The 25,404-nt window shown below is 69.6% G+C and carries 24 protein-coding genes; 7 read left to right on the forward strand and 17 right to left on the reverse strand.

Translation table 11 applies throughout. From position 1 onward, the window contains the following. Window positions 1-1,770 (reverse strand): aa3-type cytochrome oxidase subunit I, encoded by a 1,770-nt coding sequence (ctaD, locus tag CLV71_RS16510; RefSeq protein ID WP_133903633.1) that lies wholly within the window; start codon window positions 1,768-1,770, stop codon window positions 1-3. Window positions 1,771-1,896: 126 nt separating this feature from the next. Between ctaD and CLV71_RS16515 the strand changes: the two genes are divergently transcribed. Then, entirely contained in the window at window positions 1,897-2,721 is an 825-nt protein-coding gene (locus tag CLV71_RS16515) for a phosphotransferase family protein (RefSeq protein ID WP_243866511.1), read from the forward strand. Between the two features lie 8 nt (window positions 2,722-2,729). Here CLV71_RS16515 and CLV71_RS16520 read toward each other — a convergent pair whose 3' ends face one another. The 8 genes from CLV71_RS16520 to CLV71_RS16555 all read right to left on the reverse strand — a co-directional run bounded on the left by CLV71_RS16520 (window position 2,730) and on the right by CLV71_RS16555 (window position 11,741). Then, the gene (locus CLV71_RS16520) at window positions 2,730-3,524 is read right to left on the reverse strand and encodes a sugar phosphate isomerase/epimerase family protein (RefSeq protein ID WP_133903634.1); all 795 of its coding nucleotides are present in this window, start codon (window positions 3,522-3,524) and stop codon (window positions 2,730-2,732) included. Continuing rightward, entirely contained in the window at window positions 3,521-4,657 is a 1,137-nt protein-coding gene (locus CLV71_RS16525) for a dihydrodipicolinate synthase family protein (protein WP_133903894.1), read from the reverse strand. Before CLV71_RS16525 ends, CLV71_RS16520 begins: the two co-directional genes overlap by 4 nt. A gap of 5 nt (window positions 4,658-4,662) precedes the next feature. After that, entirely contained in the window at window positions 4,663-5,811 is a 1,149-nt protein-coding gene (locus CLV71_RS16530; protein WP_133903635.1) for a Gfo/Idh/MocA family protein, read from the reverse strand. Window positions 5,812-5,823: 12 nt separating this feature from the next. After that, window positions 5,824-6,609 carry an ABC transporter ATP-binding protein gene (locus CLV71_RS16535; RefSeq protein ID WP_243866512.1) on the reverse strand — a complete coding sequence of 262 codons (786 nt, stop codon included), beginning with the start codon at window positions 6,607-6,609 and terminating at the stop codon, window positions 5,824-5,826. After that, window positions 6,606-7,628: an ABC transporter substrate-binding protein gene (locus tag CLV71_RS16540; RefSeq protein WP_133903636.1), complete on the reverse strand. Its 1,023-nt coding sequence runs from the start codon at window positions 7,626-7,628 to the stop codon at window positions 6,606-6,608. Before CLV71_RS16540 ends, CLV71_RS16535 begins: the two co-directional genes overlap by 4 nt. A gap of 12 nt (window positions 7,629-7,640) precedes the next feature. Then, entirely contained in the window at window positions 7,641-8,501 is an 861-nt protein-coding gene (locus CLV71_RS16545) for an ABC transporter permease (RefSeq protein ID WP_133903637.1), read from the reverse strand. Between the two features lie 49 nt (window positions 8,502-8,550). Continuing rightward, the gene (locus CLV71_RS16550; RefSeq protein WP_133903638.1) at window positions 8,551-10,947 is read right to left on the reverse strand and encodes a PQQ-dependent sugar dehydrogenase; all 2,397 of its coding nucleotides are present in this window, start codon (window positions 10,945-10,947) and stop codon (window positions 8,551-8,553) included. Window positions 10,948-11,039: 92 nt separating this feature from the next. Further along, a complete protein-coding gene (locus CLV71_RS16555; RefSeq protein WP_133903639.1) occupies window positions 11,040-11,741 on the reverse strand; it encodes a cupin domain-containing protein in 702 nt (233 codons plus the stop codon). A 150-nt stretch (window positions 11,742-11,891) separates the two neighbouring features. On the opposite strand from CLV71_RS16555, the gene CLV71_RS16560 reads away from it, so the two are divergent. After that, window positions 11,892-12,911, forward strand: a complete 1,020-nt coding sequence (locus CLV71_RS16560; protein WP_133903640.1) for a LacI family DNA-binding transcriptional regulator — start codon at window positions 11,892-11,894, stop codon at window positions 12,909-12,911. 193 nt (window positions 12,912-13,104) lie between these two features. Here CLV71_RS16560 and CLV71_RS16565 read toward each other — a convergent pair whose 3' ends face one another. From CLV71_RS16565 to CLV71_RS16575, 3 genes are read right to left on the reverse strand one after another with little or no spacing between them, the layout of a single operon-like run. Beyond that, window positions 13,105-14,349 carry an aldehyde dehydrogenase family protein gene (locus CLV71_RS16565; RefSeq protein WP_133903641.1) on the reverse strand — a complete coding sequence of 415 codons (1,245 nt, stop codon included), beginning with the start codon at window positions 14,347-14,349 and terminating at the stop codon, window positions 13,105-13,107. 15 nt (window positions 14,350-14,364) lie between these two features. Next, window positions 14,365-15,036, reverse strand: a complete 672-nt coding sequence (locus CLV71_RS16570) for a M50 family metallopeptidase (RefSeq protein ID WP_243866514.1) — start codon at window positions 15,034-15,036, stop codon at window positions 14,365-14,367. A gap of 12 nt (window positions 15,037-15,048) precedes the next feature. Further along, window positions 15,049-16,221 (reverse strand): FAD-dependent monooxygenase, encoded by a 1,173-nt coding sequence (locus tag CLV71_RS16575; protein WP_133903642.1) that lies wholly within the window; start codon window positions 16,219-16,221, stop codon window positions 15,049-15,051. A gap of 51 nt (window positions 16,222-16,272) precedes the next feature. Between CLV71_RS16575 and CLV71_RS16580 the strand changes: the two genes are divergently transcribed. The 4 genes from CLV71_RS16580 (at window position 16,273) to CLV71_RS16595 (ending at window position 20,026) form a co-directional block, all read left to right on the forward strand. After that, on the forward strand, window positions 16,273-16,839 hold the full coding sequence (locus CLV71_RS16580; RefSeq protein WP_133903643.1) for a TetR/AcrR family transcriptional regulator: 567 nt from the start codon (window positions 16,273-16,275) through the stop codon (window positions 16,837-16,839). A 20-nt stretch (window positions 16,840-16,859) separates the two neighbouring features. Continuing rightward, window positions 16,860-17,675, forward strand: coding sequence for an enoyl-CoA hydratase-related protein (locus CLV71_RS16585; RefSeq protein ID WP_243866515.1), 816 nt, complete (start codon window positions 16,860-16,862; stop codon window positions 17,673-17,675). Window positions 17,676-17,851: 176 nt separating this feature from the next. Then, entirely contained in the window at window positions 17,852-19,657 is a 1,806-nt protein-coding gene (locus CLV71_RS16590; protein ID WP_133903644.1) for an AMP-dependent synthetase/ligase, read from the forward strand. A 78-nt stretch (window positions 19,658-19,735) separates the two neighbouring features. Further along, entirely contained in the window at window positions 19,736-20,026 is a 291-nt protein-coding gene (locus CLV71_RS16595) for a hypothetical protein (protein ID WP_133903645.1), read from the forward strand. Window positions 20,027-20,364: 338 nt separating this feature from the next. On the opposite strand, the gene CLV71_RS16605 is transcribed toward CLV71_RS16595, so the two are convergent. The 3 genes from CLV71_RS16605 to CLV71_RS16615 are packed head-to-tail and all read right to left on the reverse strand — an operon-like array spanning window position 20,365 to window position 22,088. Further along, window positions 20,365-20,874, reverse strand: a complete 510-nt coding sequence (locus tag CLV71_RS16605; RefSeq protein ID WP_133903647.1) for a flavin reductase family protein — start codon at window positions 20,872-20,874, stop codon at window positions 20,365-20,367. Next, window positions 20,871-21,599, reverse strand: a complete 729-nt coding sequence (locus CLV71_RS16610; protein WP_133903648.1) for an AMP-binding protein — start codon at window positions 21,597-21,599, stop codon at window positions 20,871-20,873. Before CLV71_RS16610 ends, CLV71_RS16605 begins: the two co-directional genes overlap by 4 nt. A gap of 12 nt (window positions 21,600-21,611) precedes the next feature. After that, a complete protein-coding gene (locus tag CLV71_RS16615; protein ID WP_133903649.1) occupies window positions 21,612-22,088 on the reverse strand; it encodes an aromatase/cyclase in 477 nt (158 codons plus the stop codon). A gap of 208 nt (window positions 22,089-22,296) precedes the next feature. Between CLV71_RS16615 and CLV71_RS16620 the strand changes: the two genes are divergently transcribed. After that, entirely contained in the window at window positions 22,297-22,497 is a 201-nt protein-coding gene (locus CLV71_RS16620) for a hypothetical protein (protein ID WP_133903650.1), read from the forward strand. Here the strand turns inward: CLV71_RS16620 and CLV71_RS16625 are convergent. Next, window positions 22,450-23,496 carry a 2-oxoacid:ferredoxin oxidoreductase subunit beta gene (locus CLV71_RS16625; RefSeq protein ID WP_133903898.1) on the reverse strand — a complete coding sequence of 349 codons (1,047 nt, stop codon included), beginning with the start codon at window positions 23,494-23,496 and terminating at the stop codon, window positions 22,450-22,452. The genes CLV71_RS16620 and CLV71_RS16625 overlap by 48 nt on opposite strands. Then, entirely contained in the window at window positions 23,493-25,355 is a 1,863-nt protein-coding gene (locus CLV71_RS16630; RefSeq protein ID WP_243866516.1) for a 2-oxoacid:acceptor oxidoreductase subunit alpha, read from the reverse strand. The genes CLV71_RS16625 and CLV71_RS16630 overlap by 4 nt, the downstream gene beginning before the upstream one ends. Between the last annotated feature and the right edge of the window lie 49 nt (window positions 25,356-25,404).

Consider the following 25,404-nt stretch of genomic DNA (forward strand, 5'->3'; position numbering starts at 1 on the left):
TCAGTCGTTGTTCTTGACGTCGTCTTCGCCCATGGCCTCGGAGAGTTTCTCCGACGGCGCGGGGGGCGTGTGCCCTCGGTGCTTGGCGCTGAACGGGCCGATGTACTTGTCGCGGTGCGCATCGTCGATCGCGTGCGGGTAGTGCAGGTCGAACGCGGGGCGCTCGGACCGGATGCGCGGCAGCTCGAGGAAGTTGTGCCTCGGCGGCGGGGTCGTGGTCGCCCACTCCAGCGAGTTGCCGTAGCCCCACGGGTCGTCCGCGGTGGTGATCTCGCCGTAGCGGTAGCTCTTGAACACGTTCCAGATGAACGGCAGGGTCGAGGCGCCGAGGATGTAGGCCCCGATCGTGGAGATCGTGTTCAGGGTGGTGAACCCGTCCGACGCCAGGTAGTCGGCGTAGCGGCGCGGCATGCCCTCGTTGCCCAGCCAGTGCTGGACGAGGAACGTGCCGTGGAAGCCGATGAACGTGGTCCAGAAGTGCAGCTTGCCGAGTCGCTCGTCGAGGAACCGGCCGGTGATCTTCGGGAACCAGAAGTAGATGCCCGCGAACGTCGCGAACGCGATCGTGCCGTAGAGCACGTAGTGGAAGTGCGCGACGACGAAGTACGTGTCCGACACGTGGAAGTCGATGGCGGGCGCGGCCAGCAGGATGCCCGTCAGGCCGCCGAAGAGGAACGTGACCAGGAAGCCGACGCTGAACAGCATCGGGGTCTCGAAGGTCAGCGAACCCTTCCACATCGTGCCGATCCAGTTGAAGAACTTCACCCCGGTCGGGACCGCGATGAGGAACGTCATGAAGGAGAAGAACGGCAGCAGCACGGCGCCGGTCGCGTACATGTGGTGCGCCCAGACGGCCACGGACAGCGCCGCGATGCCCAGCGTCGCGTAGACCAGGCCGCGGTAGCCGAACAGCGGCTTGCGGCTGAAGACCGGGAAGATCTCGGACACGATGCCGAAGAACGGTAGCGCGACGATATAGACCTCTGGATGGCCGAAGAACCAGAAGAGGTGTTGCCAGAGGATCACGCCGCCGTTGGCCGGGTCGAACACGTGCGCGCCGAACTGTCGGTCCGCCAGCAGGCCGAACAGGGCCGCGGTCAGGATCGGGAACGCGATCAGGATCAGGATCGACGTGATGAAGATGTTCCAGGTGAAGATCGGCATCCGGAACATCGTCATGCCGGGGGCACGCAGGCAGATGACGGTGGTGAGCATGTTGACGCCACCGAGAATGGTGCCGAGACCCGAGAGGATCAGGCCGACGATCCACAGGTCACCGCCGACACCGGGCGAGTGAATCTTGTCCGACAGCGGCGTGTACGCGAACCAGCCGAAGTCTGCGGCGCCACCCGGGGTGAGGAACCCCGACAGGACGATGAGCCCACCGAAGAGGAACAGCCAGTAACTGAAGGCGTTCAGTCGGGGGAATGCCACGTCCGGGGCGCCGATCTGGATCGGCAGCACGAAGTTCGCGAAGCCGAAGAGGATCGGTGTCGCGTACAGCAGCAGCATGATCGTGCCGTGCATGGTGAACAGCTGGTTGTACTGCTCCTGGGACAGGAACTGCTGCCCGGGGAACGCCAGCTCGGAGCGGATGAGCATCGCCATCGCGCCACCGACCATGAAGAAGGCGAACGCCGTGACCAGGTACATCACGCCGATCTTCTTCGGGTCGGTCTCCCGGAACAGCTGCAGCAGGTATGAACCCTTGGCAGCCGGACGCGCCGGGTAGGGCCGCGTGGCGATCGGCTTCGGGGCTACTGCCGTCACTCCATGCCTCCTGCGGGTCTACAAGATTCGCAGCGATCGTAGCCCTCGCGGAATGGGCGGGCACGCCTGGGCTTGCCTGGCGAAACGGGGCGCGCCGCTGGTCGGGCGGGTGCCACGATGATGATCGTGTCACCCACCCGTGCGGCCGTGACGGCCGCCACGTCACTCGGCGTCGTCTGCGACGATCCGGTGGTGCTGCACGACGGCTCCAATGTCGTCGTCCACCTGCGGCCGGCACCCGTCGTGGCCAGGGTCGCGACGCTGACGGCGAGCATCAGGCCCGGCATCGGGTCGTGGTTCCGCCGGGACGCGCTCGTGGCCCGTCACCTGGCGTCCCGAGGGGTTCTCGCGACCACGCCGATCGAGCCCGCGGTCCACGTCGACGGGTACACGGTCGGGCTGTGGCGGTACGAAACGCACGATCCGTCCCATGTGATCTCCCCTGGCGAGGTGGCCACGCGGCTGTACGACCTGCACGTCGCGCTGGCGGACCTGGACGCCGCCCTGCCCCGGCTCTCCCCCTTCTCGGACCTGCGCCACGCGTTTCGGCTGGTCGAGGGGGTGCTGCCGGCGGCGGAGACGTTGCGGACGGAGGCCGGGCGACTGGAAGAGACACTGTCGCGGTTCCCGACTCGGCCACTGCACGGGGACGCGCATCCGGGAAACCTGCTGGCCACGCCGTCAGGGCTGATGTGGAACGACTTCGAGGACACGTGGCTCGGGCCGCTGGGGTGGGACCTGTCCTGCCTGGCGACGTCGGGCCGGGTGGACGGCGCCGCGGCCGTGGCGGCCTACCCGGGTTCGGTGCCCGCCGAGGAGTTGGACGCGTGCGTCGAGCTGCGGACGTTGTTCGGTGTCGTGTGGCGGTTCGTCATGGCGACCCGCTTCCCCGCACGGCGTGCCGAGGCGGACGAGCACCTGTCACGCTGGCTCGCGGACCGTGTGACCTGACCCACAGCTCAGTCGTGGATGACTGACCGGTAGGCCGCGATCGTGTCCCGCAGGATCTCCTCGCCAGGGCGCTCCCACAGTTCCGCGTTGAAGACCTCGACCTCGATCGGGCGGTCGTAGCCCGTGGCGAGGACGGCGTCGACCAGCGGGGCGAAGTCGACGTGTCCGGCACCGGGCAGGCCCCTGCCCACCAGGACGTCCGCGGGCAGGGGGATCACCCAGTCCGCCAGCTGGAACGACGCGATTCGCGGGCCGGCCAGCGGGATCAGCTCCAGCACCCGCTCGTCCCACCACACGTGGTAGGTGTCCAGCGTGATACCCACGGCTTCCGGGGGGAACGGCTCGCACAGCGCCAGCGCCCCGGCCAGGGTCGACACCACGCTGCGGTCCGCGCAGAACATCGGGTGCATCGGCTCGACGGCCAGCGTCACGCCCAGGTCCAGCGCGTGGGGCGCCAACGCCCCGAGGCCGGACGCCACCCTGGCGCGGGCGTCGGCCAGCGGGCGGTCGAACAAGCCGCCGCAGACGAGCACCAGCGCGGGGGCGCCGAGGGCAGCCGCCTCGTCCAACGCCCTGCGGTTGTCGTCGAGCCAGTCGGGGGCGCCGAAGAAGCCTCCCCGGCACAGTGAGCTGACGGACAGGCCCGCGTCCTGTACCAGCGCGACCGACCGCTCCAGCCCGTACTCCGCCACGGGCTCGCGCCACAGGCCGACATGCCGCACACCCGCCGCCGCGCAGCCCTTGACCACGTCGACCAACGGCCAGTACTTCGCCGTCGCCTGGTTGAACGAGAACTCTGTCACTGGGGAACTCCCGCCACCGCGAAGAAGGACCGCGCCCGTGCGGCGGCCAGGTCGGCGTGCGGCAGCAGTCCGGCCTCGTCGGCCAGCACCAGCAGCCGGGCCAGGTGCGTCACCGAACGACCCGACTGCAGGCCACCCACCATCGTGAAGTGCTGCTGGTGGCCGGAAAGCCACGACAGGAACACGATCCCGGTCTTGTAGTACTGCGTCGGGGCGCCGAAGAGGTGGCGTGCCAGGGGCACCGTGGGGTCGAGCAGCGCGTGGAAGCCGTCGGCCGAGCCCTTGTCCAGCTCAGCCAGCGCGGGACCCACGACCGGCGCGATAGCCGCGAACACCCCCAGCAGCGCGTCGGAGTACCCGTGCTCGTCGCCCGCGATCAGGTCGGGGTAGTTGAAGTCGTCGCCGGTGTACATGCGCACGCCGTCGGGCAGCCTGCGGCGGAACAGGATCTCGAAGTCCGCGTCCAGCAACGACATCTTGATGCCGTCCACCTTGGACGAGTGGTCCTTCAGCAGGCCGAGCACGACGTCCGTGGCCACCGACAGGTCCATCGAGCCCCAGTAGCCCGCGAGCGCGGGGTCGAACACGGGGCCCAGCCAGTGCAGCAGCACCGGTGAGTCCACCTCGGACAGTAGCGCCGAGTACACCGTCAGGTACTCGTCCGGGGTCGATGCCACCGCGGCCAGCTGCCTGCTGCACATGATCACCGGCACCGCACCTGCCTCGACCACGTCGGCGAGCTGTTCCCGGTAGGCGTCGAGGACCTTCTCCAACGAGGCAGGGCCGTCGAGCTGGTCCGTCGCCACCCCGGCGACGATGCGCCCACCGACCGAACGGGCCTCGCCGGCACTGCGTCTGACCAACTCCCGCACCGCCGGGTAGTCCAGGCCCATGCCGCGTTGCGCGGTGTCCATGGCCTCGGCGACACCGAGCCCGTTGCGCCACAGGTGGTGCCGGAACGCCAGCGTCGCGTCCCAGTCGAGCGCGGCGGGCGCCCCCGGCACGTTCTCCGCCAACGGATCGGCGACCACGTGTGCGGCGGCGTAGGCGATCCGGCTGGTGGCGGGCGTGGCGCCGGCACCGACGACGGCTCCGCCACGCAGCTCGTGGCGCTCCCCACCAGGAAGCACGATGTGACTCACGACAGCTCCGGAATCTCGATTCGCCTGCCCTCACGCGCGGCCTGGATGCCCAGCTCGGCCAGCTGCACACCCCGTGCGGCGGCGGCGAAGTCCCACGGGAACGGCTCGTCCGCGTAGACGTGGCGCAGGAAACCCTCCCACTGCACGCGGAAACCGTTGTCGAAGTGCATGTTGTCCGGAACTTCCGACCAGTCGCCGCGGCCGTCGCCGCCCGCGGGGGTGTCCGGGTCCCACACCGCCATCGGCATGGCGGCCCTCGACTGGGCACGGCAGCGCCGCAGGCCCGCGACCGCCGAGCCGAGCGTGCCGTCCACCTGGAACTCGACCAGCTCGTCGCGGAACACCCTGACGCACCAGGACGAGTTGAACTGCGCGATCGTGCCGCCGTCCAGCTCGAAGATCGCGTACGCCGCGTCGTCGGCCGTCGCCGTGTACTCCTCGCCGTTCTCGTCCCAGCGCTTCGGGATGTGCGTGCGCAGCGTGGCCTGCACGGCACGGACCGGCCCGAACATGTGCTCCAGCACGTAGTGCCAGTGCGGGAACATGTCCAGCGCGACGCCGCCGCCATCCTCGGCGCGGTAGTTCCACGACGGCCGCTGCGCGCGCTGCCAGTCACCCTCGAACACCCAGTAGCCGAACTCGGCGCGCACGGACAGGACCCGGCCGAAGAAGCCGCTGTCGACCAACCGCTTCAGCTTCCGCAGCCCCGGCAGGAAGATCTTGTCCGCCACGACCCCGTTGCGCACCCCTGCCGAGGCGGCCGCACGCGTCAGGTCGAGCGCGCCGGCGAGGTCCATGGCAAGCGGTTTCTCGGTGTAGATGTGCTTGCCCGCGTCGATCGCCGCCTTGATCGCCTTCTCGCGCCGCTGCGTGGTGAGCGCGTCGAAGTAGATGTCCACGTCGTCGCGGGCCAGTGCGGCGTGCAGGTCCGTCGTCCAGTCGGACAGACCGTGCCGCTGGGCGATCTCGGCGAGCTTGCGCTCGTTGCGGCCGACCAGCACCGGCTCCGGCCACAGCACCGTGCCGTCGGACAGCCGGAGGCCGCCGTCGTCGCGGATGGCCAGGATCGAGCGGACCAGGTGCTGTCGGTAGCCCATGCGTCCGGTCACGCCGTTGAGCACGATGCCGATCGACCTACGGGACATGTGGTTCTCCTATTAGTGAGACTCGTGTGCGCCGAGCAGTTCGCGGATCTCACGGGTGAGCGCACCGAACCGGGGGTCCGTCATGACCTGCGCGTACTCCCGTTCCGCCGGCAGCTCGACGGGAAGCGTGCGCATCACCCGGCCGGGGCGTGGGCTCATCACCTCCACCCGGGTACCGAGGAACACGGCCTCGGCGATGGAGTGCGTCACGAGCATGATCGTCGTGCCGGTCTCCCGCCAGATCCGGTTCAGCTCGGCGTTGAGCTGCTCGCGGGTCAGCGCGTCGAGCGCGCCGAACGGCTCGTCCATGAGCAGCACCGGCGGCTCGTGCAACAGCGCGCGGCACAACGCGACGCGCTGCTGCATGCCGCCGGACAGCTCGTGCGGCAGCGCCTTCTCGAAGCCGGTCAGGCCGACCAGCTCGATCAGCTCGTCGGCGCGGCGCGCGGCCCTGTCCCGGTCCATCCCGCGCATCTCCGCCTGCAGCAGGATGTTCTTGCGCACGCCCCGCCACTCCAGCAGTGCCGCGCGCTGGAACGCGAAGCCGATGTCGCGCTGCGGCCCGGTGACCTCGTCGCCGAACAGGGACACCGTGCCGCTGGTCGGTCGCACCAGGCCGGCCACGGTCTTGAGCAGCGTGGACTTGCCGCAGCCGGACGGACCGACGATCGAGATGAACTCGCCCGCCGCCACCCGCATGGAGACGTCCTCGATCGCCGTGGTGGTGGACCGCTTCGAGCGGAACCGCACCGACAGGTCGGCGATGTCGACGGCCGCACCCGTCACGACGTCCGTCACGACCCGTCGCCCTTGGCGAAGCTGCCGTCCCAGTACTTCGACGGCTCGCCGGGCTCCTTGAGGCTCGAGTACTTCGACATCAGCTCGATCGTGTCCGACCACTGCATGTCGATGTTGACGCCCGGTTCACCGGCGGTGTTCAGCTGCAGCAGCGGCTCGGCCAACTTGAGCTGTTTCACGAGCACCTCCAGCGGCGGCTCGTTCTCCGCCAGCTCCGCCATGGCCTTCGCGGCGTCCTCCGGGTGCTTCACGGCCTCCGCCCACGACTTCTGCGTCGCCCGGACGAACTTCCCGACGAGGTCCTTTTGGGACGACATGGTCTCGTCGCTCACCACGATACCGGTGCCGAGCATGTTCAGGCCCGAGTCGGCGAACAGCAGGTGGTCGACCTTCTTGCCGGTGCGTGCCTCGATGGTCGGGCCCTGGTCGTGGAAGAAGCCCATGATCGCGTCGACCTGTCCCTCGGCCAGCTGTGCGATCTTGTTGGCGGCGTCCATGTTCACGACGGTCACGTCGGTCGGCTGCATGTCGTTGGCGGCCAACAGCGCGGGGAACGTCGCGTACATCGCGTCACCAGGCGTGCCGCCGACCGTCTTGCCCTTCAGGTCCTGAATGGACTTGATGTTCTTGTCCGACAGGAACTCGATCGACGCCGGGCCCTTCTGCAGGAACACCCCGACGCTCTTCACCGGCATGCCCGTGGTGATCGCGTTGAGCAGCGGCGGCGTGTCGGCCCAGCCGAACATCGTCTGGCCCTGGGCGACGGACTTGATCGTGGTGCCGGAACCGCTGCCCGGCTCGATCTTCAGGTCGATGCCCTCGTCGGCGTAGAAACCCTTCTGGACGCCGTAGTAGAACGGCGCGTGCTCGCCGTAGGGCACCCAGTTGAGGGTGAAGGTGACCGTCTCCTTGGGACCGTTGTCCGCGCTGCCGGAGCCGGCCCCGTCGTTGTCCTGCCCGCTGGGGGCACAGGCGACGAGCAGCGCCGCCGCGGTTAAGCCGGTGAGTAGACGCTTCATGGGGTTGCCCTTTCAGGAGGTGGTGAGTGGCGTGGCGGAGCGGCGGCTGGCGTGCCAGGGGATGAGCAACGCCTCCAGCACCTCGACGATCACGAACAGCAGGATGCCGATGAGCGACATGAGGATCAGCGCGGCGAAGAGCAGCGGTGCGTCGAGGTTCCCGTTGGCGATCATCAGCTGGTAGCCGAGACCCTCGCTGGCGCCGACGAACTCGCCGACCACCGCGCCGACGACGGCGAGCGTCACCGCCACCTTCTCCCCGGCCATGAGGTGCGGCAACGCGTTGGGGAAACGGATCTTGCGGAACGTCTGCCACCGGCTCGCACCCATCGTGGCGGGCAGCTCGAGCAGTTCGGGGTCGGTCGAGCGCAGGCCGGCCACCCCCGAGACGACCACGGGGAAGAACGCGATGAGCACCGCCAGGATGATCTTCGGGGCGAGGTCGTTGCCGAACCACACCACGATCAGCGGCGCGATCGCGATCTTCGGGATCACCTGTGCGAACAGCACGATCGGGTAGAGCGTGCGCTCCAGCGTCCGCGAGTACGCGATCGCGACGGCCGTGGCGAGGCCCAGCACGGACGCCAGCAGGAAGCCGATCACCGTCTCGTAGAGCGTGACGTAGGAGTGGTACATCAGCGAGGACCAGTCCTGCGTGACCCGATCCCACACGGCGTCCGGCGCGGGCACGAGGTACGGCGCGACCCAGCCTGCCGCGGTAACCACCCACCACGCCACGAAGATGAGCCCGAGCAGCAGGGCCGGGCGCCACAACGCGTCGAGCAGGCGCACGGCCCTGGCGCCGAACGTCACGCGCGGCGCCGGTTCCGGCGCGGGCCGGGCCCGCGCCGGTGCTTCGTTTGAGGTCACCATGCTTGACACCTAATCCCGCCACCTTCTCCACGTCGAGCGTGTGTGCACGTCAACCTCCGAACTCGAACCAGTCGAGGTTGAACAGGTCTCCGGAGCCGCCCTTCGCGACGACGAACAGCTCGTGCGTGACACCGGGATCGGTCACCGGCGCCGAGACGACGGTCCAGTTCTGGCCACCGCCCGTGACCGGCACGGCGACGCTGCCGAGCAGCGGCCCGTCCGGGTTGCCCTGCCGCAGCTCGATCGTGCCGCCGTTCGCGGCGCTGGCGACGCGGAACCCGATGCTGGACACGTCCTTCAGGTTGACCGGAGTCACGGACAGCCAGTCCCCGTTGGAGATCCCGCTGACGAGGCCGGCGCCGTTGCCCTCGCTGTTGTTCACCACGCGGGTGCCGCTCTGGCGGCTGTAGTGCTCGGCCTCCTTGTGCCGGGGCTGCAGCGTCACGCGGTCGGTCGCCGTGAGTGCCGGGGTGCCGTCGTCGGTGTAGCTCGCGTCGAGGACGTAGGTCAGGTTGTCCTTCGGCTCGTGGCCGGCGACGATGTGCGGCGTCAGCTCTCCCGCGCAGCCACGGTTCTGGCTGACCGGGTGGACCTGGCGCATGTGCCCGACCCCGCCCCTGGTGAGCGGCTGGTCGCAGTCGACGGTGCCGTCCAGGTCGCTCACCGCCAGCGTGTACTGGATCGGCACCTCCCAGTCGAAGACCTGGCCGTCCAGCGGCGTGGTCAGCTCGAGCCTCGGCGCGGTGTTGCCGACCGTCACGGTGACGTAGACCGGCGTCCGCCTGCCCGTCGGGTCGGCGACGGTGAGCCTGACCCGGTGGGTGCCGTCGGTCGTGAAGGTGTGGCTGGGGTTGGCCTCGGTCGAGTCCGTGGTGCCGTCGCCGTCGAAGTCCCATGCGTAGGTGAGGGCCTGGCCGGCGTCGGGGTCGGTGGACTGGTTGCCGAAGCGGACCGTCAGCGGTGCGTGGCCGGACGACGGCGTTGCGGTGGCCCTGGCGATCGGGGCCCGCTCACCCGGTCTGACGTAGTCGAGGCGGTAGATGCCCGAGTCCCAGTTCGGGTCGCCCCGGCCGGAGCCGCCGTAGTTGGTGCCCCACTCGACCACGTACAGCGCGCCGTCCGGGCCGATCTCCATGTCGATCGGGCGCAGGAACGTCATGTCGGGCAGGAACCTGTTGACCGAGGCGACGTTGCCCGCCGCGTCGTTGCGCACCTCGAACATCGCGTTGCGCGTCCAGTCCGCGATGAACGTGGTGTTGTCGTAGGACTCCGGGACCTTCGTCTCCGAGTCGAGGTCCGGGTTGTAGTGGTAGGTCGGGCCGCCGACCGCGAGCCGGCCGCCCGTGCCCAGCTGGGGCCACTCGGGGCTCACGCGGTACGGGTAGGGCAGCCAGGCGGGCTGCGCGGGCGGGAGCTTCGTCAGGCCCGTGTTGTTCGGCGAGTTGTTGGTGGGTCCGCCGTCGCAGTCGTAGGGCTGGCCGGACGTGCCGGTCGTGAAGTCGTACTCCACGTACGGTCGGTTCCTGCCGATGCACAGCGGCCAGCCGAAGTTGCCCGCCGCCTTGGCGATGTTGAACTCGTCGTAGCCCATCGGGCCCCTGGCGACGTTGTCGTCCTGCGCGTCCGGGCCGACCTCGCCCCAGTAGACCCAGTCGTTCGTGCGGTCGACGTGCAGGCGGTACGGGTTGCGCAGGCCCATCACCCAGATCTCGGGCCGGGTCTTCTCGGTGCCGGGCGGGAACAGGTTCCCGTTGGGGACCGTGTAGGTGCCGTCGGCTTCCGGGTGGACGCGGAGGATCTTGCCGCGCAGGTCGTCGGTGTTCGCCGACGTGCGCTGGGCGTCCTGGTTCTGGCGGCCGGGGCGCTCGTCGATGGGAGCGTAGCCCTCGCAGCACGGGTCCGTGTTGTCGCCGGTGGCGAGGTAGAGGTTGCCGTGGCTGTCGAAGTCCATGCCGCCGCCCTCGTGGGCGTTGATCTCCCGCTGGGAGAAGAACTCCAGCAGCACCTTCTCGCTCGCCATGTTCACCGTGTTGGTGAAGTTGTCGAACGTGACGCGGGAAAGGCGGTTCACGTCCTTGGTGCGCGGCGAGTAGTAGACGTAGATGTAACCGTTCCTGGCGAAGTCCGGGTCGAGCGCGAAGCCGTGCATGCCGTGGGTCTGCAGGACGAACGCGTCGAACTTGGCCGCCTCGTGGCTGTAGCCGGCCTTGGGGTCGTACACGTTGAGCTGGCCCCACCGCTGGATGTAGAAGACGCGGCCCCTGTTGTCGAGTTCGATCTGCAGTGGGTCGTCGGTGTCACCCTCGATGAGGGTCTTCTCCCAGTGGCCCTCCTCGGCCGCACCGACGGCCTCGGAGAGTCGGTCCTGCGCCGAGGACACCGGAGCTGTGGCGGCCCCGATGACCAGCGACAAACAGAACGCGATCGTGTAACACCTCTTGCGCACGAAGTCCTCCCGCCGTGGGCGACACTGCCAGGCAAGCGCTTTCCTAGGACTCTATTTGTCCGAAGCTAGTCGCGGCAAGGGCTTTCCCGTGATCAGTCGTAACGGTACGTGTTCAGCAGTCCACACATCCCCAGCCGGCCCCGTTCGTCGGGTCCCTGCTTGTGGCTGACGCGGGATTCCCGCAGGTGAGCGGGGTCGCCGTCGGCCAGCGCGGCGAGCTGCCCCCCGGTCCGCGCGGCGGCCGACATCGCGCCCTGCTCCCAGCGTCGCCGCCACTCGCCGAGCAGCGGCTCCTTCAGCCTCGTCGCCGCCGCGTAGAACTCGTCGAGGCCGTCGTTCTTCCTCAGCTCGTGGAAGCCCTGGACGGCGAGGTCACGGCGGCGGTGGGCAGCGGTGACGTCGGTGCCCGGTGCGCCGCCGTTCGGCAGCGCGGCGGCCTCGGCGTAGCGGTCGGGGTCCCGCACGATGTCGAGCGGGAAGGTCAGGACCGCGTCGCCCGCCTCCGGCAGACCGGAGTTGGCCATGAGCACGGTGATCTCCAGGCCGCCGTGGTTGACCAGGCGGTGGATGGTGCCGGGGGTGAACCACAGGACCGTGCCCGGCGCGAGGTCGTGCTCCTGGAAGCCGTCCTGTCCGGAGAGGGTCTGGACCCGCCCACTGCCCGCGGCGACGACGTAGGCCTCGGTGCAGCAGAGGTGGAGGTGCGGGGTGCCGCCGTGGAGCCCGTCGGGGGCGGCCGTGTCGTACACGGAGAGTTTCGAGACGCCTACCGCGCCCGGCAGTGGATCACGCATCGGTACCCCTCCGGCGTGGCGGCCTTGCTGTTGCGGGGCCGCACATTGGACACTGGCGGTAATCACGCCTCCAGGCTGAAGGAAAGGCCTTTCCTTGTAGCCTGACGCTAGGCGGACATAGTTATTGGTGTCAAACATCGGAGGTCTGGCATGGCGACGCTTGCCGATGTCGCTCGTCGGGCCGGCGTGTCCGCGGCGACCGTGTCACGCATCGTGAACGGCAGTCCCAAGATCGTGTCGGACGAATTGCGCGAACGTGTACTGCGTGCGGTCCAGGAGTTGCAGTACGTGCCGAACGCGCATGCGCAGTTGCTTGCCCGCTCGCACCGGACGACCGTCGGCGTGATCGTGCACGACGTGTCCGACCCGTACTTCGCGGAGATCACCAGGGGTCTGCAGCGGGTGGCGTCCGAGCAGGGCCGGCTGGTGATCATCTGCAACTCCTACCGCGACCCGGACCGCGAGCTGGAGTACGTGGAGCTGCTGCGGGCACACCAGGTCGAGGCGATCATCCTGGCGGGCTCGGGGTACCACGACCCGACCTTCACGAAGTCCCTGAACGCGAAACTGGCCGCCTACATGGCGACGGGCGGGCGGGTGTCGGTCGTCGGCAGGCACAAGCTGGCGGGGGACGCGGTCATGCCGGCCAACGAGGAGGGCGGGTACCTGATCGGGTCGGCCGTGTTCGAGCTGGGGCACCGGCACGTCGGCGTGGTGGCGGCACCCAGGCAGCTGACGACGACGACCGACCGGCTCGCGGGCCTGCGCCGCGCCGCGCGGGAGCACCGCCGCACGCTGCCGACCCGCCGCATCGCCTACGCCGAGTTCGACCGCGACGGGGGTGCTGCCGCGACGGCCGCGCTGCTGGACGCCGATCCTCGGCTCACCGCGATCATGGCGTTGAACGACTCGATGGCGATCGGGGCGATGTCGGCACTGCGCGATCGGGGGCTGTCGGTTCCATCCGACGTCTCGGTGGTGGGGTTCGACGACATGCCCATTGCCCGGGACGTGACCCCCCGTCTGACGACCGTGCGGCTTCCGCTGGTGGAGATCGGTGCGCGGGCGATCACGCTCGCGCTGGAGGCGCCGCGTGCGTCTCCCCGGGTGGAGGAAGTGGGCGCGGAGGTCATCATGCGTGAGTCACTGGCCGCACCCCGCGACGAGTGACGGCCCCCGAGTGCGACGAGTGGCGGGTTCCACGAGTGCGATCAGTGACGGTTCCACGAGTGCGCTGAAGGACTCTTCCTGACTGCGGGCGTGGATCGGCGGAGCGGGCCAAGCCGGACGTTATGAAGGCGTCCTTCAGTACGCCCAGCGTTACGAAGGCGTCCTTCAGTGCGATGCCAGGGCGGGGCGTGGGTCAGGCGGGTAGTACCGCGTACTGGCGCAGGCACAGGTCCGGGTACGTGACAGGACCGCGTGGCCCCGGCACCTTGTCGATGTTGATGCCGGTCTCCGGGACGGCGAGGAGCTTGAAGCCGTCCAGGAGCCGGGTCGTCGCGTTCCAGAACACGCCCGTGCCGGTGTAGGCGTCCATGAACAGCTCGGCGGTCTCCCGCGAGGTCGTCGCGATGCAGGCCGCGAGGCCGGACGTCTCGCGGTCGGCCACCTCGGCGGCCTCCCGTGCCGACGACACCGGCAGCACGGTCACCGTCGCCTCGCGGTCGGAGTCGAGTGCCCATTCGTACCCGATCGGGTGAGAGTGGGGTGGCAGAGAGACCGCGATGTCCAGGCCCGCCAGCAGTTTCTCCACCCTCGGCAGCACAGCCTCGTACACGTTCGAGTGGATCAGCAGCAGGTTGAGCCGGTTGCACACCCCGAGCCGGTCGACGCTGTTCTTCACCAGGTCCAGGGCGACGTCCTGGTCCGCGTCCACGTCCACGTACAGGACACCGCCACCGTCGGCGTGGGCGAGCGTGCGGACGCCGTGTCGTGCGGCCTCCTGGCCCAGCGTGCGGGTGGTGTCGCCGCTCCCCCGCAGGATCACCAGCGGGATGTGCGCGGGCTGGGCGACCAGCGCGGACGCGGCAGCCCGGTCCGGGGTCGGCACCAGCTGGATGGCCGCGGGGTCCAGCGACACGTCCTCCAGCGCCGGGGCGATGACGGAGCGCACCAGGGCCGTCGCTGAGCCGAGTGCCGCGCCACCCGTACGGAGAACGCCGGCGTTGCGGGACTTCACGAGCTGTGACGCGACATCGACGGTCACGTTCGGGCGGGCCTCGTAGTTCGCGCCGATCACGCCTACCGGCCTGCGCCGCTCGTACAGCTTGAGCCCGTCCGGCAGGTCACGCACGAACGTCGACTTCTGCGGGTGCGGCGTCGACGCCAGCAGTTCCAGTGCGGACGCCATCGTGTCGAGGCGCTCCGGCGACAGGCGCAGGCGGTCGAGCAGGCCCGCGCTCATGCCGTCGGCGACCGCGGCCTGGACGTCGGCCTCGTTGGCGGCCAACAGGTCCTCGGCCGACGCCCGCAGGTGCCCTGCCATCGCCGACAGCGCGCCGTCGATCGTCTCGTCCGGCGCGGCGGCCAGGGCCGGGGCGGCCCGGTAGGCGGCTTGCGCACACGACGAGACGGCAGACGACACGGACTCGGACACCACAGTCATGGCGTCAAGTCTGCCTCACCCCAGCAGCCACGCCGCCGCGAGCACCAGCGAACCGAGGTTGACGAAGAAGAACATGGCGACCCACAGCCAACCCGGCGCGCCGGTGAGCCGGGCGAGCTGGTCGGCGTCGGAGTCGCGGGCCCTGCCCCTGCGGCGCTTGCTCTGCAGCTCGCCGATCGGCCGCACGCCGCCCAGCAGCAGGAACCAGGTGATCAGGTACGCGAACGCGGCCTGCACGGTCGGGGTCGTCCACCATGCCACGGCGAACAACACCGCCCCGGTGAGCAGCACGGTGAACACGCCGTACACGTTGCGCACCATCACCAGCACGCCCAGGAGGAGCACCGCACACACGACCAGCACCGTCGCGGTCTGCTCGGCGCCGACGAGGCCCGCGAACCCGAGGCCGAGCAGCGACGGCGCGACGTAGCCGGCGAGCGCGGTCGACACCATGCCGGGTCCGTACGGCTTGCCCCTGGTCAGCGTCAGCCCCGAGGTGTCGGAGTGCAGGCGGATGCCGGACAGCCGTCTGCCTGCCAGCACCGCGACCAGCGCGTGCCCGGCCTCGTGCACGATCGTGATCACGTTGCGGGCGGGCCGCCACAGCTCGCGGAAGACGACCACGACCAGGGCGGCCGCGCCGGTCACCAGCACCACGGTGGCCGGCTGGTCATGGAAGAAGTCCACGCGGTCAGCTGATCACACGGCGGGTCGGATCGGTGTTATGTCCAGTCCGTCCTCCGGGCGCCACGTGAAGGGCCTGGCGAGCGACCTCACGAACAACGAACTCGGCACCGCACGCAGGACGGCGTTGCGCAGGACCCGGGCAGGCGCCCAGGACAGGTGCCCGACCTTCCCGCTGGTCAACGACTTCCTGGCCATCGCCTGCGTGCGCGGCCTGCGCAGCTCGTCGTAGCGGCGCAACGCGGTGGCGAGGTCGGGCTGCGTCTCGACGGCGACGCACAGGGTGGCGGCGTCCTCGAGTGCCTGGCAGCCGCCCTGACCCAGGTACGGGGCCATCGCGTGGGCGGCGTCGCCGAGCAGTGCGACCCTGCCGTGGACGTAGGTGTCGAGCGGCGGCAGCACGTGGATGTCGTGGCGCAGCACCTGTTCCTCGGTCGCGGCGTCGAGTACCGCCGGGATCGGCTGACACCAGTCGCCGAACCGTCGCTTCAGCTCGGCCAGCTCGCCGTCGGGACCGTGCAGGCCGGGCGGGACCGCGCCGGTGCCGTAGCAGTACACGCGGTCCGCGCCGACGGGGAACATGCCGAACACGGCGTTGGGTCCCCAGGTCTCGGCCCAGATCGTGCTGCCTGCGTCCGCCAGTCCCACCGGCCGGTCGATGATCAGCCGCCAGGCGGTGTGGCCCGCGTACTCGGGCGGCGCGGCCAGCGGCCAGAGGGCCCTGCGGGTCGCGCTGTGCACGCCGTCGGCGCCGACGACCAGGTCGGCGCTCAGCTCGCCGCCGTCGTACTCGACGACCGCGCGTTCCCCTTCCGAACGCACCCCGGTGACCCGGACGCCGGCCATGCGGGACGCGACCGGCACGTGTGCGAGCAGCGCGGTGCGCAGGTCGTGCCGGTGGGCGACGACGGCAGCGGCGGTGTGGGTCAGCGCGGGCCCCTCGTCCATCCGCACGATCCACCCGCCGCGCCAGTCCCGCAGGCCGCCCGCCGCACCCAACCGGTCCCCGCCCAGCTCGACCCCGACCGCGTCGAGCGCGCGAAAGGCGTTGGGCCACAACGAGATCGCCGATCCCACGACGCTGAACTCCTGCGTCTGCTCCAGGACGGCGACGTCCCAGCCCCGCCTGCACAGCCCGGCCGCGACCGCCAGACCACCGATGCCCCCACCTGCGATGACTGCCTTCATCCCGCCCCCTCCTCTACAGCTGTAGTGACTCTACAACAGTAGAGTCGCCGTGTGACAGACCGCCGGACTGTGATCGCGGACGCGGCGATCAGCACCATCGCGCGTGAGGGCATGCGTGGCTTCACGCATCGCGCCGTCGACCGGACCGCGGGGCTCGCGGAGGGTTCGACGTCGTACTACTTCCGCACGCGCGAGGCCTTGATGTTCGCGGCGCTGGCGCGGATGGCGGAACTGGACACGGTGGACATCGGCGACGTGCCCGACCTTGGCGGCGCGGTGGACACGGACACGCTGGGCGACCTGCTGGCGGCGGTGGTGTGGCGCTGGCTGACCGACGGCAGGGAGCGGGCGCTGGCCAGGTACGAGCTGACGCTGGAGTCGACGCGGCGGCCCGCGCTGCGGGCACGGCTGATGTCCCACAGCGCGACGTTCCGCCTGATGACCGAGGAGACGATCGCGGCGGCAGGCGCGACGGAGCCCAAGCGCCGGGCACGCACGATGGTGGCCCACCTCGACGGCCTCCTGTTGCACCAGCTGACGCAGGTCGGCGTCGGCGAGCTGAGCGAGGCCGAGCTGCGTGCCGCGTGCCGGGACCTGTTGGTGATGGCCCTGGCGTGACCGGCACTAGCGTGGACGCCGTGGAGCACGTGAGCTACGCGGTAGCGGACCAGACAGCGACAGTGACACTGAACCGGCCCGAGGCCCGCAACGGCTACACGGTGCGGATGTCGGACGAGCTGGCCGAGGCGTTCGACACGGCGGACGCGGACCCCGCGGTTCGGGTGGTGGTCCTGACCGGCGAGGGCAGGGACTTCTGCGTCGGCGCCGACCTCTCGGCGGGCGGTCTTGACCTCCAGGACCCGGCCGACCCGGAGTGGAACGAACCGGCGGGCCGGTGCTCACTGCGTGTCTTCGCGATGAACAAGCCGGTGATCGCCGCGGTCCGGGGCGCGGCGGTCGGGGCGGGCTCGACGATCATCCTGTCGGCGGACTTCCGCCTCGCCTCGACCGATGCGCGCTTCGGTTTCGTGTTCTCCAGGCGCGGCCTCTACCCCGAGGGCGCATCGACCTGGTTCCTGCCGAGGCTGGTGGGGCTCGGCAGGGCGATGGACTGGATGGTGAGCGGCCGGGTCTTCGACGCCGCCGAGGCGTTGTCGGCCGGCCTGGTCACCTCCCTCCACGACCCGGACGAGGTCCTGTCCGAGGCATACGCCCTGGCCAGGGACCTGATCAGGAACACGGCGCCGGTCTCGACGGCCGTGATCCGCCAGATGCTGTACCGGATGAGCCCACTGGACTCCCCGCTGCCGGTACAGCGCCTCGACTCCCGTCTCATAGCCGACTCGATGACGAGCCCGGACGCGGCGGAGGGCATCATGTCGTTCCTGCAGCGCCGTGATCCACAGTGGACGGGTGAGGTCCCGAGGGACCTGCCGCACTACCTCCCGTGGTGACCACCGGCGGACGTGCGGCCGGGATTTCGGCGGCGTAGTGTTGTTGGCCGACTGCCAACAGTGGTCCCGGGCGGCCAAATGCCGTAAATGCCCTGTTCTCCATGGACGGGGCTCGGCGTGGATGCCTACGATCACGGCTTGAATCAGGGCCGACCCGGCGCATCGGAGCGTGGCACATGAACCAGACACCCTCCTCGTTCGCGACGCTCTGCGCGGCGTTCCAGTCCTTCGCCAAGCAGAGTCCGGACGCGGTGATCATCCGCACGACCGGCGGCGGACAGGAGATCACCTGGCGCGAGTGGGACCGGCGTGTCCGCAGGCTCGCCGCGGGCCTCGCCGCCCTCGGCGTCAGCAGGGGCGACACGGTCGGGCTGATGGTGGCCAACCGGCCCGAGTTCCACCTCGCCGACGCCGCGGCACTGCACCTGGGCGCCACGCCGTTCTCGATCTACAACACGTCGGCGCCCGAGCAGATCGGCTACCTGTTCGCCAACGCCGCCAACAAGGTCGTCTTCTGCGACGAGCGGTTCCTGACCCGCATCCAGGAGGTCCGCGGCGGCGTCGAGCACATCGTGTGCGTCGACGAAGTGTCCGATGTGGACGGCGTGATGACCCTCGCCGACCTCGAGGCCAAGGGCGACCCGGACTTCGACTTCGAGGCCGCCTGGCAGGCCGTCGAGCCGGACGACCTCGCGACGATCATCTACACGTCCGGCACCACCGGCCCGCCGAAGGGCGTCGAGCTGACGCACGCCAACGTGATCGCCGAGACCGACGCCGTGCGCGTCCTGTTCGAGGCCAACCCCGGCGACCGCGTGCTGTCGTACCTGCCGTCGGCACACATCGCCGACCGCGTGACCGGCCAGTACTTCGCGATCCTGTTCGGCATCCAGGTCACGTGCGTCGCCGACCTCACCAAGCTCGGCGAGGCGCTCAACGACTGCAGGCCGCACTCGTTCTTCGCCGTCCCGAGGGTGTGGCAGAAGCTGAAGGCCGCGATCGACGTCGGGCTGGCCGCGGAGAAGAGCCCAGCCAAGCGCAGGATCGCCGAGTGGGCCATCCAGACGGGTATCCGCGCCGCGCGTGCCGAGCTGGCGGGTGAGATCTCGCCGGTGCTGGGCATGCAGCGGAAGGTCGCGGACAAGCTGGTGCTGTCGAAGCTGCGCCACCTGCTCGGCCTCGAACAGGCGAAGGCGCCGTCGTCGGGTGCCTCCGCGATCGCACCGGAGCTGCTGGAGTTCTTCTGGGGACTCGGCATCCCGATCTACGAGGTGTGGGGCATGTCCGAGACGGGCGGGGCGACCACCGCGAACGCACCCGGCCAGACGAAGATCGGCACGGTCGGCAAGGCGCTGCAGGGCATGGAGATCAAGCTCGCGGAGGACGGCGAGCTGCTGACCCGGGGCGCGGCGCTGATGCGTGGCTACCGCAACGCGCCGGAGAAGACGGCGGAGGCCATCGACGCCGACGGGTGGCTCCACACGGGTGACATCGCGCAGATCGACTCCGGCGGCTACGTGACGATCGTGGACCGCAAGAAGGAACTGATCATCAACGCGTCGGGCAAGAACATGTCCCCGTCGAACATCGAGAACGCCATCAAGGCGGCGACGTCGCTCGTGGGCCAGGTGGTGGCGATCGGGGACAACCGCTCGTACGTCGCGGCGATCGCGGTACTGGACCCGGACGCGGCGGACGCCTTCGCCAAGCAGCACGGTTTCGGCGGCGCGTCACCGGCCGAGCTGGTGGCGCACCCGGAGATCCGCGCTGCCGTGCTGGCCGGGGTCAAGGAGGGCAACGAGCGGCTGGCCAGGGTCGAGCAGGTGAAGCGCATCCGCCTGCTGCCGTCGTCCTGGGAGCCGGGCGGCGACGAGCTGACCCCCACGATGAAGCTCCGCCGCAAGCCCATCGCGGAGAAGTACGCCCACGAGATCGACTCCCTGTTCGCGGAGTCGCCCGGCGAGGACGTCCTGCAGCCGTAGCCGACCCGCGGACCAGTTCGGCGGGGCATTGCCCACTTACCCACTCTCCCGTATCTTGGTGGGAGAGAGGAGGCTGCCATGTCGATCCTGGATGGCTTTCGCCCCGTCACCGAGGTCGCGGCCGACGAACGTTCTCGCATCGCGTTCGGCAAGGCCGGCGTGCACAAGGACGACCGGTACGCGGTCTCGATCAACTCCGATGGCGCAATTCTGCTCACCCCCCTCGCCTCCATCCCCAAGCGTGAGCTGCTCGTATGGGAGAACGAGGAGCTGAAGGCATCCCTGTTCCGCGGCCTCGCTGACGCTGCGGAAGATAAGACGACGCGGCTCGACTGGCTCACCGAAGACGAGAATGACGACGACGAGTGAGCGCTCCGCCATACGTCCTCAGGTACACCCAAGAGGCTGAGAAGGTCATCGGGGAGCTGGGAAAGCCGCAGTACGCGGTCAAGCTCAAGAAGGTCCGGAAGACGCTGAGACTGCTGCGGGACGTCGGACCGAGCCATCCAGGCCTGAACTCACACCGCTATCAGTCGGTTCCAGGCCCGGGTGGCGCCGCGCTGTGGGAGTCCTACGTGGAGAACAGCACCCCTTCCGCGTGGCGCATCTGGTGGATCTATGGCCAACCTGACGAGATCATCGTCGTAACCGTGGGACCTCATCCCTGAGCACTGGTCAGCCCGACCTCCATGACCGTGGGTAGGTGTTCAGGCTGGGCGGGCCAGGTGGCGGTAGTCGTCGCCCACGTGGATCAGGGGGTCGCCCGGGCCGGTGCGGGCTCTGACTATCTCGGCGAGCAGCAGGACGTTGGTGCCTGCCGCGACGGTGTTCACCGGGCGGCATTCCAGGCGGGTGGTCACGTCGCCGAGCAGCGGTACCGACTCGAAGCCGCACTCGATCGGGATGCCGTGGGTCGACTGGACTGTGTCGAAGTCCGTCGGGGACGTCGCGAAGTGTTCTGCCAGTGCTTGCTGGCCCTCCCGCAGCACGTGGATCGCCACCGCGTCCGCCGAGGTGAAGGTCTGGCGACCCGCGGTCTCCCTCGGGATGCTCACCGCGACGATCGGCGGGGCCGTGGACACCGACGCCACCGAGCTGACCGTGCAGCCCCACCACCAACCCTCGCGGTCCGCGGTGGTCAGGATGGCGACACCGGTCGGCCAGCGGGTCATCGCCTGGCGGGTCGAGATCGGGTAGACCGTGGCCGTGGTGATCATGACGCGTCCCGCAGGCCGTGGTCGGTCAGCACGTGGGTGGCGTCGCCCCGCAGGGCGTTGTCCCTCGACAACAGCTGGGTCGCGCCGGCCAGCACGCCGGCGCAGAGCTGGGTCGCGTCGAAGACCGGGGCCGCGTTCAGCACCACCGTCTCCGGGCTCAGGCCCATCGCGGCCGCTCTGCGCTTCAGGGCGTGGTGTGTCAACAGACCGGACATGATCGCGGCAGGAAGGCGTTCGTCCCGGTCCCTCGGCTCCACCGGCAGCGGGCCGGTCGTGGCCAGCTCCGCACAGGTCAGGACGCCGGTCGCCGTGGGGGCGTCCAGCAGCAGGGTCAGCTCCAGGCTCGGGCTCAGCACGTGCGCGACGCGTTCGTACATCGCCCGGCCCAGGACCACGCCGTGCGCGCGGGTCACCGAGAGGAAGTCCGCCAGCTCGTCCGCGGGCATCCTCGGGTCCACCGGCGCCGCCACGTTGCCGCTTCGCACGATCGCGTAGAACGCCGTCGGGAAGTCGAGACCCGGCAGCGCCGAGACGACCACCGTCAGGCCCTCGCCGCCCAGGTGCCTGCGCAGCCCTGCCGCCAGGCTGGAGATCGCGCGGTCCAGCTCCGCGAAGGTCACGGCGCTCGTACCCGTGCGCAGGGCGGCCCTGGTGGGCCACGCCGCCGCGGCGATGCTCGGGAGCACGTCCACGGAACCGATGGGTAAGTCTGCGTTGGTCGTCACTGCTGTTCCCCCTCAGCGGTAGGTCTGTCCGAGAAGATCGTGGAACTCCATGGCGTCGCGCAGGGCGGCGAGCATCGACGTGCTCTCCTCGGCCAGGTCCGCCTCGACCCCGGCCGCGGCGACCGGGCAGTCGTCCAGGACGCGGTAGTAGTGGTCGATCACCACCGTCGACCCGGTGCCCTTCGGCAGCACCAGCCAGATGCCGCCCATGGACACGACCGGCGGCACCACGTTCACCTGCCGGAAGCGCACCCGCAGGCGCCGGGGGTTGAGCTCGCGCACCATCGTCAGGTCGTGGTCGACGCCGTCGACCCGCTTCGCGAACCGCACGCGCTCGCACGCCCCGTCGAAGCCGAGGTGCTCGACGGCGTTCAGCGTGCCGACCAGCGCGGGCCAGCGGTCGACGTTCGCGACCGCCTCGTACACGCGTTTCGGGGGCGCGGTGACCCTGATCGTGTGGCGAGCCGTCCAGATCCTCAGCTCCGTCATGTCTTCGCTCCCTCCGGTGAACCGGTGCGGTCGGGGCTTCCTGTGATTTTCTTCACCGCACCTGGAGGGTGACTCGAAGACGGCTCGACAAGCCGTCTACAGCCTGGCAGCTCATGGTAATGAGATCGCTACCGCTGGTTTTCTTGTTTGTTTCGAGTGCGCCTCAAGGTACTGACCACATGCTGGTTACCGCGGGAAGGAGGCAGACATGGTGGACACACAGGGCGCGCCACGGCGTCTCACCCCCACGGTCGTCACAGTGGACGCCGGTGCGGGGGTGCGGGTGCGGTTCCACGCGCTGGTCGTGCGGGCCTACCGCGAGTGGGAGACGGGCACCCGCGGTCCTGCGTGGCTGCGCTGCTCAGCCCCCGACGATCCAGGTGTCGCCCCCTCGCAGGAGTGCGCCTAGGTCAGCGGGCTTCGTCGCGGCGGCGACCTGGCCGCGCGCCAGGTCGTCGTAGGCCGGCCGGTCGACGTCGCGGTAGATCCCGGTCACGACGTGCGAGAGGTCCTGTGTGGACAGTCTGGACAGGGCGAACGCGTAGGACGGGTCCACCCGGCCGGTGTCGTGCACCACCACGCGGTCCTCGTCGTACGGGCCGATCTCCAGGTCACCGGAGGCGCCACGCAGCACGGCCAGCTCGCCGTCGGCGCCGAACCGGATCGGCCTGCCGTGCTCGACCGGGATCAGGCGCTGTTCCTTCTCGCCGGTGTCCTTGAGGACGTCGAAGGCGCCGTCGTTGAAGATCGGGCAGTTCTGGTAGATCTCCACGAGTGCCGAGCCGCGGTGTTGGGCGGCGGCGGTGAGGATGTCGGTGAGCTGCGCGCGGTCGTTGTCCAGTGTCCTGGCGACGAACGTGGCCTCGGCGCCGATCGCCAGGGACAGCGGGTTGAACGGGTGGTCCACAGAGCCGACCGGGGTGGACTTCGTGACCTTGCCCGTCTCGGACGTCGGCGAGTACTGGCCCTTGGTGAGGCCGTAGATGCGGTTGTTGAACAACAGGATCTTGATGTTCACGTTCCGGCGCAACGCGTGGATCAAGTGGTTGCCGCCGATCGACAACGCGTCCCCGTCACCCGTGACGACCCACACGGACAGGTCGGGTCGGGTCACGGCGAGTCCGGTGGCGATGGCGGGGGCACGTCCGTGGATGGAGTGCATGCCGTAGGTGTTCATGTAGTACGGGAATCTCGACGAGCAGCCGATTCCGGAGATGAACACGATGTTCTCGCGTTTGAGGCCCAGGCTCGGCAGGAAGGACTGCATGGCGTTGAGGACGACGTAGTCCCCGCAGCCGGGACACCAGCGGACCTCCTGGTCCGACTTGAAGTCCTTCGCCTTCTGCGGCACATCGTCCTTGGGCACGAGCGAGAGGCCGCCAGGTAAACCCAGATCCGTCGTCATCAGGCCGCCTCCGCCAGGGTCGTGCCGAAGTAGCCGGTGAGCACGTCCACCAGCTCGGACTCCATGAACGGCGTCCCCGCCACCTTCGTGTACGAGACCGCGTCCACCAGGAACCTGGCCCGCAGCAGCATCGCCAGCTGACCGAGGTTCATCTCCGGGACAACCACCCGGTCGTAGCTCCGCAGCACCTCGCCGAGGTTGGCCGGGAAGGGGTTCAGGTACCGCAGGTGCGCGTGCGCGATCGACTTCCCGCGCCTGCGCAGAGTCCGGCACGCCGCGCCGATCGGCCCGTACGTCGAACCCCAGCCCAGCACCAGGACGTCCGCCCGACCGGACGGGTCCTCGACCTCGAGGTCCGGCACCTCGACACGGTCCACTTTGGCCTGGCGCAGCCGCACCATGCGGTCGTGGTTGTCGGGGTCGTAGGAGATGTTGCCCTTGCCGTCGGCCTTCTCCAGGCCGCCGATGCGGTGCTGCAGGCCGGGCGTGCCCGGAATGGCCCACTCCCTGGCCAGTGACGCGTCACGGACGTACGGCCAGTGCTCGCCGCTGCCGTCGTCGGCGTTCGGTTCGGTCGCGAACGTCACCCGCAGGTCCGGCAGGTCGTCGACGGACGGCACCAGCCACGGCTCCGAGCCCGTCGCGATGGCGCCGTCCGACAGCACCAGCACCGGCGTCCGGTACCGCAGGGCGATCCGCGTCGCCTCCAGCACGACCCCGAAGCAGTCACCCGGCGACTTCGGCGCCAGCACCGGCAGCGGCGACTCGCCGTTGCGCCCGAACATCGCCTGCAACAGGTCCGCCTGCTCGGTCTTGGTCGGCAGCCCGGTCGAGGGGCCACCCCGCTGGACGTCGATCACCAACAGCGGCAGCTCGGCCATCACCGCGAGACCGATCGTCTCGGCCTTCAACGCGATGCCCGGCCCGGACGTCGTCGTCACGCCAAGAGAGCCACCGTAGGCGGCGCCGAGCGCGGCACCCACACCCGCGATCTCGTCCTCGGCCTGCATGGTGGTGACGTTGAAGTTCTTGTGCCTGGACAGCTCGTGCAGGATGTCCGACGCCGGCGTGATCGGGTAGCTGCCCAGGAAGACCGGGAGCTGGGCGCACTGCCCGGCCGCCACGATCCCGTACGCCAGCGCCGTGTTCCCCGTGATCTGCCGGTACTCCCCCGGCGGGAACGACGCGGGCGCGATCTCGTAGGTCGTCGCGAACGCCTCGGTCGTCTCGCCGTAGTTGTAACCGGCCCGGAACGCCAGCACGTTGGCCTCGGCGATGTCGGGCTTGCGGGCGAACTTCTCCCGCAGGAACCGCTCGGTGCCCTCGGTGGGCCGCCCGTACATCCACGACAGCAGCCCGAGCGCGAACATGTTCTTGCAGCGCTCGGCATCCTTTTTGGAAAGACCGGTCTCCGCGAGCGCGCCCTGGGTCAGCGTGGCCATCGCGACCGGCAGCAGCTGGTAGCGGTCGAGCGTGCCGTCCTCGAGGGGGTTCGTGGTGTAACCGACCTTGCTCAGGTTGCGCTTGACAAACTCGTCGGTGTTGACGAGCACCGTCCCGCCCGCGGGCACGTCAGGCAGGTTCGCCTTCAGCGCTGCCGGGTTCATGGCGACGAGGACGTCGGGCCGGTCGCCGGGGGTCAGGATGTCGTAGTCCGCGAAGTGCAGCTGGAACGACGACACCCCCGGCAGCGTCCCCGCAGGCGCCCGGATCTCGGCCGGGAAGTTGGGCAGCGTGGCCAGGTCGTTGCCGAACGCCGCCGACTCGGAGGTGAACCGGTCGCCCGTGAGCTGCATCCCGTCACCCGAGTCACCGGCGAACCTGATCACCACCCGGTCGAGCTTGACGGGTTGTCCAGGCACGGGTTCTCCACCGGTGATCACCGGCCCAGTGTGCGGAACCGGGCCGGAG

Source organism: Actinophytocola oryzae (genome assembly GCF_004364325.1).
GTDB classification, from domain to species: Bacteria; Actinomycetota; Actinomycetes; order Mycobacteriales; family Pseudonocardiaceae; genus Actinophytocola; species Actinophytocola oryzae.